The sequence below is a fragment of the Streptomyces sp. NPDC060028 genome, from assembly GCF_042736725.1.
Taxonomy (GTDB): Bacteria; Actinomycetota; Actinomycetes; order Streptomycetales; family Streptomycetaceae; genus Streptomyces.
In genome coordinates this window covers 69,427-82,909 of sequence record NZ_JBHWVJ010000031.1, presented here as the reverse complement: position 1 = coordinate 82,909, position 13,483 = coordinate 69,427, and the positions used below count along the sequence as shown (strand labels likewise).

The following is a 13,483-nucleotide window of genomic DNA, read 5'->3' as shown; positions in this document are numbered from 1 at the left end:
GGCGAGGCGCCGTGCCGGGCGCCGCGACGCGGTGAACCTTTCCGGTCACAGCACTGGGATGCCCGGCACGTGCCTCCGGTCTTCCGCGCAAGCCCTCCCCCTCTGCCAAGGACCACGATCCGCCATGACTGTTTCCGCCGCCCTGAGCGTGAGCGAGGCGTTCTCCCGCCTCCACGAGCTGACCGTCGTCGATGTCCGCACTCCGGGCGAGTTCGCGTCCGGCCACCTGCCGGACGCCGTCAACATCCCCCTCGACCGCATCGGGCGGGCGGCGCTGCCGGATTTCCGGCAGGCCGCCGAGCACAGGCCCCTGCTGGTGGTGTGTGCTTCCGGCGCCCGGGCGGAGAACGCCGTTGCCACCCTGGCCTCCCACGGCATCGACGCGTCGAGCCTCACCGGCGGCACCACCGCCTGGGCAGCCGAGGGGCACCGGCTCGCCCGCCCCGAAGGCAGTCCGCGGACCGTCTGGGCCATGGAGCGCCAAGTCCGTTTCACCGCGGGCTCCGTCGTGCTCCTCGGCCTGGCCCTCGGCTTCCTCGTCCACCCGGCCTTCCAGTTGCTGTCCGCGGGGATCGCCGCCGGCCTGGTCTTCTCCGCCCTCAGCAACACCTGCGGCATGGCGGTCGTGCTCGGCAGACTTCCCTTCAACCGGCGGGGCGAAGCACCCCTGGACACCTCGTTCCCGTCCGTGTCCCCCAAGGAGCCTCGCGCGTGACCACTCCCGCCCCCGGCACGCCGAACCGTCCCAACCCGTACGACGGCTTCGCGGGGCAGGTCGGCCGTACCTTCACCGAGTCGGAGCCCGCCTGGCCGGCGCTGCGCAGGCCGGACGGCCGCGCCCCGAACGTCGTCGTGGTCCTCGTCGACGACATGGGCTACAGCGACATCGGCCCCTTCGGCTCGGAGATCTCCACACCCGTACTCGACGGGCTGGCCGAAGGCGGCCTTCGCCTGGCCAACTACCACACCATGCCCCTGTGTTCCCCGGCCCGCGCCGCCCTGCTCACGGGCTTGAACCCGCACCGGGTCGGCTACTCGACGGTCGCCAACTTCGATCCCGGATTCCCCGGTTACGGCATGGAGGTCGGCGAGGACATCCCCACGCTGGCCGAGGTCCTGCACGACGCGGGCTACGCCACGTACGCCGTCGGCAAATGGCACCTCACGCGCGACTCGGCCTCCAACGCCGCCGACGACCGGCGCAACTGGCCTCTGCAGAAGGGCTTCGACCAGTACTACGGCGTACTGGAGGGCCTGACCAGCCTCTTCCACCCGCACCAGCTGGTCCGCGACAACAGCCCGCTGGACATCGACGAGCTGCCCGACGGCTACTACTACACCGACGACATCACCGACCAGGCCATCTCGATGGTGAAGTCGCTGCGCGCGCACGACCCCGACAAGCCGTTCTTCCTCTACGTGGCACACAATGCCGTCCACGGCCCCCTGCAGGCCAAGCCCGTCGACATCGAACGCCAGCGCGGCCGCTACGAGGGCGGCTGGGACGCCCTGCGCGACACCCGCTTCGCCCGGCAGATCGCTGCCGGCCTCTTCCCCGAGGGGACCGCCCTGCCGGACCGGAACTCCGAGGCAGGCTTCGACGTAGGCCCCTGGGACGAGCTGTCTGCCGAGCAACAGCGCCGCTACGCCCGCTACATGGAGGTGTACGCGGCGATGGTCGACAACATCGACCAGAACCTCGGGCGCCTCACCGACACCCTGCGCGCGCTCGGCGAACTCGACAACACCATCATCGTCTTCACCTCCGACAACGGCGGCACCGGTGAAGGCGGCGCCGAGGGCACACGCAGCTACTTCAGCCGGTTCGTCCACCAGCCCGTCCCGGACGACTGGAACGAGGACGTGGGCCGGGACACCGGCCTCATCGGCGGTCCGCAAAGCCTGGTGCACTACCCGCGCGGCTGGGGCATGGCTTCCAACACCCCGTTCCGGCTCTACAAGGGCCAGACCCACGCGGGTGGCGTGCGCGTGCCGTTCGTCATCTCCTGGCCCGAGGGACTGCGGCGGGCCGGGGATGACTCCGGGGTCCGCCAGCAGTACCAGTACGTCACCGACCTCACCCCCACACTCCTGGAACTCGCCGGCGTACGGCGCCCGGAGTTGTGGCGCTCTCGGCCCGTCCAGGAACTGGACGGCGTCAGCTTCGCGCCCGTTCTGCACGACGGGCGGACCCCCAGCGCCCACACCGAGCAGTACTGCGAGATGTCGGGCAACCGTAGCTATTACCGCGACGGCTGGAAGCTGGTCACGCTGCACCGTCCCGGCGCACCGTACGACGACGGTGAATGGGCACTGCACGACCTGCGCACCGACCCGACCGAAACCATCGACGTCGCGCAGGACCACCCGGAGGTGGTGAAGGAGCTGGCTGCGGCCTGGGAGTCGGCGGCCTGGCGCAACGGCGTCTTCCCCCTGGCCGACGGCAGCGGCGCGCTGGCCCGGCGCAACCCCGCCGAGGAGCGGTTCCACCGCCCCCTCACCCTGCTGGCCGGCACACCCGAGCTGGAGCGCTACCGTTCCTCCCGGCTCATCTCGTTCCGCTCCTTCGACATCACCGTCGACCTCGACGAGCACGCCGCCTCGGACCAGGGCGTGCTGGTCTCACACGGCGACCAGGGCGGCGGCTACAGCCTGTACGTGGAGGACGGACGGCTGCGGTTCGCCTACAACGAGTACGGCGACCTGCACGAGACCGACGCCGGCCCGCTGCCCGAGGGCCGACGGACGGTCACCCTCTCGGCCACCGCGGTGGAGGGCCTGCGCTGGGAGTTCCGCATCCTGATCGACGGTGTCGAGACGGGCCGGTCGGACAGCGTCCATCAACTCATCGGGATGGCCCCCCTGCAAGGCATCAGCGTGGGCGTGGACCGCAAGTCCCCGGTCTCCTGGCCCGTCTACGAACGCCACCGCAGCTTCCGCTACACCGGCCGCCTGCGCTCGGTGACCTACATCCCCGGGGCGCAGGCGCCGTACGACCCGGCGCTCGTGGCTCGCGCGCTGCGAGAGGCAGCCGCCGCCTTCGAATGACGATGAATGCGCGCGGTCAGAGCACCTTGGAGAGGAAGGCGCGGGTGCGGGCGTGCTGCGGGTCGTCCAGGACGGCCCCGGGCGGCCCCTGTTCGACGACGGCTCCGGCGTCCATGAACACGACGGTGTCGGCGACCTCGCGGGCGAAACCGATCTCGTGCGTCACGACGATCATGGTTGTTCCGGCGCGGGCCAGGTCCTTGATGACGTCCAGGACCTCGCCGACCAGCTCCGGGTCGAGCGCCGAGGTCGGCTCGTCGAAGAGCAGTACCTTGGGTTCGAGGGCCAGCGCGCGGGCGATGGCCACGCGCTGCTGCTGCCCGCCGGACAACTGCAGCGGAAAGGCGTCGGCCCTGTCGGAGAGGCCGACGCGGTCCAGCAGCCGGCGGGCCGTCGCCTCCGCCTCCTGCCGCGGGCGGCGCAGCGCGGAGACCGGGGCCTCGACGAGGTTGTCCAGCACGGTGAGGTGCGGAAAGAGGTTGAAGTTCTGGAAGACGAACCCGATCCGGGTGCGCTGCCGCCGAACCTCCTTGTCCTTCAACTCGTGCAGCTTGCCGCGGGAGCTGCGGTAGCCGATGAGATCGCCGTCGACGCTGATCCAGCCGCGGTTGACCTTCTCCAAGTGGTTGATGGTGCGCAGGAGCGTGGACTTCCCCGAGCCGGAGGGGCCGAGGATCACGGTGACTCCGCCGGCGCGGACCTTCAGGTCGACGCCGCGCAGCACTTCCAGTGGCCCGAAGCTCTTGTGGACGCCGCGCACCTCGACCATGACGTCGTTCACGGACTCTCCCCTCACGTGTGCTCGGCCGGGTTTATCTGCGACGTGTCGATCGCGGAGGCGGTGGTGCCCCACTTCTTCAGGATCCGCGCGTAGGTGCCGTTCCTGATCAGCTCGTTGACGGCGCCCTGGACGGCGGGGGTGAGCGGGGAGCCCTTCTTGAAGGCGAAGCCGACGTCGAGGCGGTGGTACTCGCCGAGGAAGGCGGTCTGCGCGGCGGGCTGTGCGGCCTGGTGGCGCAGGCCGTTGATCGTCGACATGACGACGTCGATCCGGCCCTGCTGGAGGGCGGTGGTGACGGCCCCGGTCTCGGAGAAGACCTTCACCTCGTACGGCTTCTTGCCGGCCGCGGCGCAGGCGCCCTTCTGCGCGGTGAGGGTCTTCTCGAACGTCGTGCCCGCGCCGGTGCCGATGGTCAGTGCGCACAGCTGGGTGAGGTCGGAAACCTGTGTGGTCAGGGTGGTGTTGCCCGTCTTGACCGCGAAGCCCTGGCCGTCGTTGATGTAGGTGACGAAGTCGATGGTCTTCAGGCGTTCGGTGGTGACGCCGAAGTTGCCCGTGCCGAAGTCGTACTTGCCGCTGCCGAGCGCGGGCAGGATCGTCTCGAAGGATGCGTCTTGGCGCTCCAGCTTCACGCCGAGGACCCTGGCCACCGCGTCGGCGATCTCGATGTCCTGGCCGGCTGGCGGGTTGTCCTGCCCGTTCGGGTAGAACGCCGCAGGAGGGGATCCGACGGAGCTGCCGACCCGTAGGGTGCCCGCCTTGCGGACGTCGGCGGGCAGCAGGGCGGCGATCGAGTCCACGGTCTGGACGCCCGCGACGGGGTCGTCGTCCGGTACGGAGGAGACCTGGGCACCCGCCACGGCCGGGGCTCCGCCATCGGAGCCGCAGGCGGTCAGCGCCAGGAGGGGCAGGAGGGCGAGGGCGGCTGCGGTGCGCAGGCGGGGGCGGGTCCCGTTCCCGGGGAGGTTCACAGCGGGAAGGCCTTTCCGTTGCGGGGCATGGTGCTGGGGCGGGGGGTGCCGGGGCGGGGCACCGTGCCCTGGCGGGGCGTGCGTGCCGCGGAGGTCACCCGCGCACCGCCGTGAGGGCCTGGTGGGGGTCGTGTGCCGCGTGCGTTGCCTCGCGCTCGGCGTCGCGCTTCGCGACCTCCTCGCGGACGATCGGGATCACGTACCGGCCGAAGTCGACGGCGTCGCCCAGCAGGTCGTAGCCGCGCGCCGAGAGGACGTCGACGCCGAGGTCGTAGTAGTCCAGCAGTGCCTGGGCGACCGTCTCCGGCGTGCCGACCAGGGCGTTGGAGTTGCCCGCGCCGCCGGTGGCGGCGGCGGTCGGGGTCCACAGCGCCCGGTCGTAGCGCTCCCCCGCCTCGGCTATGGCGATCAGCCGCTGTGATCCCGTGTTCTGGGGCGCCGTGGCCTCCAGGACGCCGTTGCGGTGGTGTCGTACGGGGCCTGCCTGCCGCCGCTGCTTGATGGCGCCCACCGTACGGTGGGCCTTCTCCCAGGCCAGTTCCTCGGTCGGGGCGATGATCGGGCGGAACGCGACCTGGATGCGCGGCACGTCGGTGCGGCCCGCCGCCTTCGCGGCGGCCTGCACGGCGTCGATCTGCTCGGCGGTCTTCGCCAGTGGCTCGCCCCACAGGCAGTAGATGTCGGCCTCCGCGCCGCCGGCGGCGTACGCGGCGGGTGAGGAGCCGCCGAACGAGACGTTCGGACGCGGCTGCTGGACGGGGAAAACGTCGCTGACGAAGTCGTGGAAGCGGTAGTGCTCGCCCTCGTGGTCGAACGGCTCGCGGGTGGTCCAGATCTTCTTGACGATCCGGATGTACTCGCGGGTGCGGGCGTAGCGCTCGTCCTTGGTGAGGGTGTCGCCCTCGCGGCCCTGCTCGTGGTCGTTGCCGCCGGTGATGAAGTGGACGGTCAGGCGGCCCTCGCTGATCTGGTCCAGGGTGGCGAAGGTCTTGGCGGCGTAGGTGGGGTACGAGACGTTGGGCCGGTGGGCGAGCAGGATCTGGAGGTGGTCCAGCCTGCTCGCGATGTACGCGGCCGCCGGCGCGGGGTCCGGGGATCCGGAGCCGTAGGCGAACAGCACGCGGTCCCAGCCGTGGTCCTCGTGGGCCCGGGCGAGCCGGAGCGTGTACTCCTTGTCGAAGGCGGCGCCGGATCGCGCGGTGGTTTCGGAGCCGTTGTTGGTCGCGGCGATGCCGAGGAATTCCACGGGCATGGGGTGGCCTTTCGGAACGGGCGGTGGATCGTACACACGGGCATGACTGAACAGCCGCTGCTGCAGCGAGAAATGACGGAACGTCAACGAGCGCAATGCGGGGCGATGTGGACGTGACGACGCGGGGGGGGTCGGGAGGATCGGGTGGCGGCAGCGCACGCCCGGGCTCGCGGCAGCGTGCCTCGTACGGCTCACTGCCCGCGTTCGACGGTGGTGCGAAGGGGGGTCTCGGCCCGCGACGGGGTCACCGAGGGAGGGAAGGGCCGATCAGACAGCCCGCTGCCGCGTCAGGCGCAACACGCCGCGGACCACACCCGACCGAAGTCGATGTAGTCGCGCGAAACCAAGCGCTGATGGGCATTCATGCGACTACTTGAGCAGTACATGCCGCTCTTCGTCAAGCAACGGCCCGGATACCGGACGGCCCCGGCCGCCCGGGGCGCACGTGGTTGACACGACCGGGCCGTAGGCACATACGATCGACGACGGAGCGGCCCCGCCCACACGGAAAGCCCCTCCGCCCGCGTTGAGGGACGCGGCGAGCGTGACGACACGAGTACCCGTTCCCGGCAGCACCGCATCCGCGCGGAGCCTGTGCCGCGCTTTTGCGCACCGTGCCGCCGGGTGGTCATCCACGCCCGCGCCCCTTCCCTGGAGAGCCTCCCCATGGCCACCGCGCCCGACATCTCCGACGTATCCGACACCACTGCCGCTCGCGCCAGGTCGGCGGACCCCCTGGCGGAGCACTCAGGGGCGCACGGCACCCCCGGGGCCGGGCTGCCGCCCATCGTGCCGCGCCGGCGCATCGGCCGCCGGCTGTCCGCTGCCGCCGCGCTGCTGGTCTTCGGGCTGGTGCTGGCCTCCGTCGTCCGCAACGAGGCCTTTCAATGGGACGTGGTGGGGCGGTACTTCACCACCGCCGCCGTACTCGACGGGCTCCTGCTGACACTGTGGCTGACCGGCGCGGTGATGGTGCTCGGCTTCCTGTTCGGCACCGTGCTGGCGGTCATGCGCCTCTCCGCCAATCCCGTCCTGCGGACGCTGAGTTGGGGTTACGTGTGGATCTTCCGGTCCACGCCACTGCTGGTGCAGCTGCTGTTCTGGTTCAACATCGGCGCCCTGTACCCCACCCTCGGCCTGGGCATCCCGTACGGCCCCCAGCTCTTCACCATCAAGACGGTGAACCTGCTCGGCCCGACCCTCACCGCCGTCATCGGCCTGACCCTGCACGAGTCCGCGTACGCCGCCGAGGTGGTGCGCGGCGGCATCCTCTCCGTGGACCCGGGCCAGACCGAGGCCGCACAGGCGCTCGGCCTGAGCAGGGGCCGCGCCCTGCGCCGGATCGTCGTTCCCCAGGCGATGCGGTCGATCGTGCCGACCGCCGGGAACATGCTGATCGGCACGCTCAAGGGCACCAGCATCGTCAGCGTGCTGGCCGTACACGACCTGCTGTACTCGGTACAGCTGGTCTACAACCAGAATTACCAGGTGATCCCGCTGCTGATGGTCGCCACCCTCTGGTACATCGCCGTGACGACCGTGCTGAGCGGGTGCCAGTACTACGTCGAGCGGTACTACGCGCGCGGCACATCCCGCGGCCTGCCGCCCACGCCGCCGCAGCGGCTGCGCACCCGACTGACCATCCTGCGCGCCCGACTGCACGCGCTGACAGACCCCGGCGGGCAGTAGGCCCGCCATCACGGCTCCTTGCCGCCACAGTCGTCCGGTGGCGAGCAGGCCGAGGGTGACCACGGCGGCGGCGAGAGCCAGGCCCACCAGGGTGGTGCCGAGCGTCTCCCACAGTGCCATGCGGCGCAGTTGGCCCCGGCTGACGCCGACCATGCGCATCCCGGCGATCTCACGGCCTCGCCGGCTGTACGACAACGAGGGCGCTCGCGACGGCGATCAGCGCGTACAGGGAGGAGGGCCCGGTCAGTACCAGCAGTACGAGCTGGTTGAGCCGTTCCTGGCCGGTGACAGAACGCTATAACCAGTCTGCCGTGGGCATGACTTCGACCCGGTCCGCGCAGGCGGCGGCCGCCGGATCATGGGTGACCATGGCGACGGTACGGCCGCCCCGGTCCACGGTGTCGCGCAGCAGTTCCATGATCTGCCGCCCGCTCTGCCGGTCCAAGGAGCCCGTCGGCTCGTCCGCGAAGACGATCGCCGGCTCGGCCACCAAGGTCCGCGCGATGGCGACCCGCTGCTGCTGGCCGCCGGACAGCTGGGCCGGCCGCCGCCCCGCCATGACGTGCCCCGCGGCGCTGGGATAGCCCTTGGAGACGCAGGCCAGGTGGACGGCGGGCAGCTGAGTGTCGGTGGGTGTGCAAGGAGTCCTGGGGGGAGGGTTTTCCCTACCATGTCCGCTCCCGCCAGCCGTTAGGGTTTGACGGAAATGTTTAGCTCGTACGGGTAGGTCCCCGGGTTGTCGAGGGAGAGCAAGCGGATGACGGTAGCCGTCTGGGAAGCCCTGAGACGGCGCCCCCTGCGCTTCCCCTTCACCGTCTGGCCGCTGCGCTGCTGGGCCTACCTGCTCAGCGGTACGGTGCTGGGCCTGGTACTGCTGGCGGTCCTGGCCGTCCTGCTCGTGGCCGGCATCGGGCTGTCGGTCCTCGGCGTGGGTCTGGTGATCCTGGCGGGCGTCGCCGTCTGCGGGATCCCCGTCGCGGCCATGGAGCGGCGCAGGCTGCGCCTGGTGGAGGCGGAGCCGCTGCTGGATCCGCACGGATCGCTGCCGGGTACGGGGGCCCTGCCCTGGCTGCGCACCCGGCTGCGGGAGCGCTCGACCTGGCGCGAACTGGCGTACACGCTGATCTTCGCGGTGGTGTTCACCGCGACCGGGATCGGTTTCGCGGCGCTGCTCGGCCTGTCCTGTCTGCTGGTGGCGGCGCCCGTCATCGTGTGGGCCATCGCGCCCGACACGGTGATGCTGGTGCCCGGCGAGCCGATCTCCGATCCGGTGGCCGCCTTGCCGGGCACCGCCGTCGGGTTGCTCGGGCTGCTGGTGGCGGCGTACGTGGGCGGGCTGCTGGCCGGTGCGCACGTACGGATCGCCCAATTCCTGCTGTCGGCCCGCGAGGAGGACCTGAGCAGCCGGGTCATCGAGCTCACCCGCTCCCGGGCCCGGCTGATCGACGCCTTCGAGGCGGAGCGCCGCCGCATCGAACGGGATCTGCACGATGGCGCCCAACAGCAGCTCGTCGCTCTCAGCATGACCCTGGGCCTGGCCGAACTGGAGCTGCGCGGCCAGGACTCGGCGGCCTCGCCGCTGATCGCCCGGGCCCGTGGGGAGGCCCGGACGGCCCTGGAGCAGCTTCGCGGGCTGGTGCGCGGCATCCATCCCCAGGTGCTCACCGACCACGGACTGTCCGCGGCCGTCGCCGAACTGGCGCTGCGCAACCCGATCCCGGTCACCGTGGACGTCGAACTCCCGCACCGGCTGCCCGGATCCGTGGAGACGATGGCCTACTTCACCATCACCGAGGCGCTGACCAATGCGTCCAAGCACAGCAGGGCCGACGAGGTCGCGGTCGTCGGCCGGCTCAAGGGCGACCGGCTGGTCCTGCTGATCACCGACGACGGGCACGGCGGCGCCGACCCCACGGCGGGCACCGGTTTGCAAGGATTGGCGGACCGTGTGGCCATCTTGAAAGGCAGGCTCGTAGTGACCAGTCCCGTCGGCGGACCGACCCAGCTGCGCGTGGAGGTCCCGTGCTCCGCATAGTGCTCGCCGAGGACGCCGTCCTGCTGCGCGCCGGGCTGGTCGAACTGCTCTCCCGCGTCGGCCACGAGGTGATCGCCGCCGTAGGCGACGCGGAGGAGCTGGTCCGCGCGGTGGACGCGAACCGGCCCGACGTGGTGATCACGGACGTACGGATGCCTCCCGGGTTCCGTGACGAAGGACTGCGGGCGGCGCTCGAACTGCGGGCCCGGCACCCGAACCTGCCCGTGCTGGTGCTCTCGCAGTACGTGGCCACGGCGTACGCCACCCAACTGCTCGGGGGCGCCTCCTCGGCCGACGGCGGGCTCGGCTACCTCCTGAAGGACCGGGTCGGAGAGGTCTCGGAGTTCCTCGACGCGCTCGACCGGGTCGCGGGCGGCCAGATGGTCATCGACCCGGAGGTGATCCGCGTCCTGCTCCGGCAGCGCTCGGCCGGCACGCCGCTCCAACGGCTCACCCCCCGGGAGCGGGAGGTACTGGCGCTGATGGCCGAGGGTCTCAACAACCAGTCGATCGCCCGGCGCCTCACCATCACCGAGGCCTCGGTGGTCAAGCACTCCAGCAATGTCTTCATGAAGCTGGACCTCGACCCGAGCGAGGGCAACCGCCGGGTGCTCGCGGTCCTCGCCCACCTGCGCGGCGAGGACCCCGCGCAGGGCTAGTGCTGTGACCGGAAAGGTTCACCGCGTCGCGCCGCCCGGTCCGAGCCGGGCGTGAGGAGTTGGGTGAGGCGGTCCGCCGAGGCGTCCCAGGACCAGTGTTTGCGCACCCACTGGCGGCCCTTCTCGCCCATGGCCGCGCGCTCGGGCGAGCGCAGGGTCCGGGTGATCGCCCCGGCCACGGCCCGTACGTCCGTACCGTCGACGACATGACCCGTGACCCCGTCCAGGACGGTGTCAGGTGCGCCTCCGGAATCGCCCACGATGACCGGCAGTCCGCTGGCCGCGGCTTCCAGGAAGACGATGCCGAGGCCTTCTGCCTCCAAGCCCGCCTTCCGGGTGCGGCACGGCATGGCGAACACGTCGGCGGCCGCGTAGTACCGGGCCGTCGCCGCGTGGTCCTGGCTGCCCGCGAAGACCACCGCGCCGGCCGGGGCCTTGGCGGCGAGTCCGCGCAGCCGCTCCTCGTCCGGTCCCCCGCCGACGATGACCAGTACCGCGTCGGGCACGAAGCGCCGGATCTCCGGGAGGGCCCGGATCAGGATGTCCTGCCCCTTGCGGGTCACCAGCCGCGAGACGCACAGGATGACCCGTTTCCCGGCGAGGCCGTGCCGGTCGTTCAGGTCCCGCACGCAGCCGGCGCCCGGCCGGAACTCGGCCGCGTCCACACCGGGGACCAGCCGCACCAGCCGGGCCCGGGGGCCGAGCGCCGGTGCGATCCGGCTGCGCGTGTACTCGCCGAGGTAGGTGACGGCGTCCACGTTGTCCCCGATGCGCCGCAGCAGCCGGCGCGCTGCCGGGACGCGGGCCCACCAAATCTCGTGGCCGTGCGTGGTGGCGACCATCTGCCGGATCCCGCCCCGCCGCAGCGCCGGCGCCATGGCCGCGATCGGCGCCGCCGCCCCGAACCAGACCCGGTCGCAGCCGTGGGCGCGGGCGATGTCGAGGGTGCGGCGAGTGACCCGCCGGGTCGGCAGCAGCATCCGGCTGGGGTCCCGTATCACCGGGAAGGGCAACGTGGCGTCGTACTCGGCCGCGCCGGTCTCGCTGGAGGTGTAGACGACGACGTCGTTGTCCGGGACGCGGGTCGCCATGGCGTGGACGAAGGTCTCGATGCCGCCCTGGCGGGGCGGGAAGTCGTTGGTCACGATCAGAGTGGTACTCATGGGGGCGTATTCGGCCTCACGTCAGAGGGATGGATGGATCGGAAGTTCAGGCAGTGAAGAGGTGGTTGCGGCAGTCGTCGGTGATCCGCGAGACCTCGGTCCAGCAGCCGCGCCGCAGACGGTGCGGCGGGTAGCCGTACTCCCGCAGGTGACGCAGCAGGTCGGCGGGCCCGGCGCCGTGGGCAGGAGCGCCGGCAGCGGTCCGGGCCGGGCTGGGCAGCGGCTCCACGCCGTCCGTACTCGGCGCCGATGTCCACGCACACCGACCCGGGGGGGTGCGCCCCAGCGCAGCGCGGCGGCGACCACGGCCGTGCGCCGGGTCATCGCGCGCCTCCCGCCAGTGCCGGAACGCCACGGGCGAAGGCGTGTACGGGAGGACGCGCGGACGGAACACGCGTGTCCCGCTCCCCACGGGCCAGCCGGGGCCACACCATCAGCACCACCGGCAGCGCCAGGTATCCGAACCGCCCGGCGGGTGCGAGCAGGAAGGCCACGGACAGCCCCAGCGCCAGCCGGTCGGCGGCCGACACGAGGTCGTGCGGCGGCCGCACCACCAGGGAGACGGCCACCGCCAGACCGCCCGCCAGCAGCAGCGCGACGGCCACGTACCATCCGCCGGGGCCCAGATCGGCGAGCAGCCGGCCCGGCAGCGGACTGCTCGCAGGGGTTGGCAGGTCTCCGCGCCCGGTCGGGAAGGCCAGCACCTGTTGGACCATGGCCCCGGGCGACAGCAGCGCACTCGGCACGATCAGCAGTGCGGCGCCCGCCGCCGACACTCCGGCGCAGCGCCGGGCGGCCCGGCGGCCCGCGCCATGGGCGAGGAGGAACACGGCGACCGCGATCGCAGGCCAGCCGGTCCACTTCAGGGAACAGGCGAGTGCCAGGGCGAGTCCCGCCGCGACGGGCCGTCGGCGCGCGGCGGCGGCGAGCCCGAGACAGAGCAGACCGATCAGCGGCAGGTCCACGCCGCTGACACACAGCGGCAGCGCCACGACGGGCGAGGCGACCAGCGCGGCCACACCGAGCCCGTAGGGGAAATCCCGCCGGTCGGCGCCGAGTTCGGCGGTGGGGCCGCGAAGGATCCGGCGCCCGCCCCACAGACACCCCAGGAAGGCGGCCGCGCACCACACCCGCGCGTCCCCGAGCAGGAGGGAGAGCCAGCCGTCGCCGCCGAACACCACCCGGGGCAGGCCGAACAGCGCCATCCCCGGCAGGTACGGCGTGTAGTCGATCACCGCGCGCGGGTCCGCCAGGTACGGAGTGGCCTGCTGGATCAGCAGCATCCCGGACCGCTCGATCACCCCGACCTCGCTCTGGGCGCGGCCGGTCAGCACGAGATGGACGAGGGGCAGGACGACGGCCCCTGTGAGGGCGAGCCCGACGGACGCGGCCCGGGCCGCCCGCGGGCGCGGCAGCCAGAGCGCGACCGCGGCCGCGCCCAGGTATCCGACGCCGGCGCTGCTACCCCAGAGCCGGTGCGTGTCCAGGGTGGAGATCAGCGGGAAGGCGGCGGCCCACACCGCGGACAGGGCCCAGCAGCTGCCCCACGCGAAGCGGCTGTTCCACGCCCGACGGACCCGATTGGCCTGATGAATATGCACTTCACCATTGCAGCGAGGGCGGATGGCGAGGTCATGACGGCCAGGTCGAGACCTGATGGTCGGGTTTCCCCTACCTTCGCCGGTGCGTGTGGCCGTCGTGCCGGGCCGGTGTGCGGGAGGCGGGTCCGGCCGAGGTGGGGGGTCGGGGTGGCGGCCGGGGCAGGCGCAGCGTCGTGGTCGCCGGGCCGTAGGCCAGGCGGGGGAACCACCGGCACGTCGCACCGCGGACCGTTACAGGCGGAACGGCATTTCCGATAGATAGCGGCCGTGATCATCGGTTACTG

Annotated in this window: 11 protein-coding genes and 1 pseudogene; 5 read left to right on the top strand and 7 right to left on the bottom strand. The window is 71.8% G+C overall.

Features of this window, described 5'->3' with window-relative positions:
* Positions 1-124: 124 nt before the first annotated feature.
* Both ACFWBF_RS17850 and ACFWBF_RS17845 read left to right on the top strand, forming a co-directional pair.
* Positions 125-715: a rhodanese-like domain-containing protein gene (locus ACFWBF_RS17850; RefSeq protein ID WP_385602199.1), complete on the top strand. Its 591-nt coding sequence runs from the start codon at positions 125-127 to the stop codon at positions 713-715.
* Complete coding sequence (locus ACFWBF_RS17845) at positions 712-3,048, top strand: arylsulfatase (protein ID WP_385602196.1); 2,337 nt, start codon at positions 712-714, stop codon at positions 3,046-3,048. The genes ACFWBF_RS17850 and ACFWBF_RS17845 overlap by 4 nt, the downstream gene beginning before the upstream one ends.
* 16 nt (positions 3,049-3,064) lie before the next feature.
* On the opposite strand, the gene ACFWBF_RS17840 is transcribed toward ACFWBF_RS17845, so the two are convergent.
* The 3 genes from ACFWBF_RS17840 to ACFWBF_RS17830 form a co-directional block, all read right to left on the bottom strand.
* Positions 3,065-3,817, bottom strand: coding sequence for an amino acid ABC transporter ATP-binding protein (locus ACFWBF_RS17840; RefSeq protein WP_385602207.1), 753 nt, complete (start codon positions 3,815-3,817; stop codon positions 3,065-3,067).
* 23 nt (positions 3,818-3,840) lie between these two features.
* Positions 3,841-4,800, bottom strand: coding sequence for an ABC transporter substrate-binding protein (locus ACFWBF_RS17835; RefSeq protein ID WP_385602194.1), 960 nt, complete (start codon positions 4,798-4,800; stop codon positions 3,841-3,843).
* 94 nt (positions 4,801-4,894) lie between these two features.
* Positions 4,895-6,052 (bottom strand): LLM class flavin-dependent oxidoreductase, encoded by a 1,158-nt coding sequence (locus ACFWBF_RS17830; RefSeq protein WP_385602192.1) that lies wholly within the window; start codon positions 6,050-6,052, stop codon positions 4,895-4,897.
* 666 nt (positions 6,053-6,718) lie between these two features.
* Between ACFWBF_RS17830 and ACFWBF_RS17825 the strand changes: the two genes are divergently transcribed.
* Positions 6,719-7,741, top strand: a complete 1,023-nt coding sequence (locus ACFWBF_RS17825; protein WP_385602189.1) for an amino acid ABC transporter permease — start codon at positions 6,719-6,721, stop codon at positions 7,739-7,741.
* A gap of 325 nt (positions 7,742-8,066) precedes the next feature.
* Here ACFWBF_RS17825 and ACFWBF_RS17820 read toward each other — a convergent pair.
* Positions 8,067-8,297: pseudogene (locus ACFWBF_RS17820) on the bottom strand (ATP-binding cassette domain-containing protein); the annotation flags it as partial.
* Positions 8,298-8,498: 201 nt separating this feature from the next.
* Here ACFWBF_RS17820 and ACFWBF_RS17815 point away from each other — a divergent pair.
* Positions 8,499-9,776: a sensor histidine kinase gene (locus tag ACFWBF_RS17815; protein ID WP_385602186.1), complete on the top strand. Its 1,278-nt coding sequence runs from the start codon at positions 8,499-8,501 to the stop codon at positions 9,774-9,776.
* On the top strand, positions 9,764-10,435 hold the full coding sequence (locus ACFWBF_RS17810) for a response regulator (RefSeq protein WP_385602183.1): 672 nt from the start codon (positions 9,764-9,766) through the stop codon (positions 10,433-10,435). Before ACFWBF_RS17815 ends, ACFWBF_RS17810 begins: the two co-directional genes overlap by 13 nt.
* Here ACFWBF_RS17810 and ACFWBF_RS17805 read toward each other — a convergent pair.
* From ACFWBF_RS17805 to ACFWBF_RS17795, 3 genes are all read right to left on the bottom strand, one after another.
* Positions 10,432-11,598, bottom strand: coding sequence for a glycosyltransferase family 4 protein (locus ACFWBF_RS17805; RefSeq protein ID WP_385602181.1), 1,167 nt, complete (start codon positions 11,596-11,598; stop codon positions 10,432-10,434). The genes ACFWBF_RS17810 and ACFWBF_RS17805 overlap by 4 nt on opposite strands.
* Positions 11,599-11,644: 46 nt before the next feature.
* Positions 11,645-11,827 (bottom strand): hypothetical protein, encoded by a 183-nt coding sequence (locus ACFWBF_RS17800; protein WP_385602178.1) that lies wholly within the window; start codon positions 11,825-11,827, stop codon positions 11,645-11,647.
* Between the two features lie 91 nt (positions 11,828-11,918).
* On the bottom strand, positions 11,919-13,199 hold the full coding sequence (locus ACFWBF_RS17795; RefSeq protein ID WP_385602175.1) for a glycosyltransferase 87 family protein: 1,281 nt from the start codon (positions 13,197-13,199) through the stop codon (positions 11,919-11,921).
* Positions 13,200-13,483 lie beyond the last annotated feature (284 nt).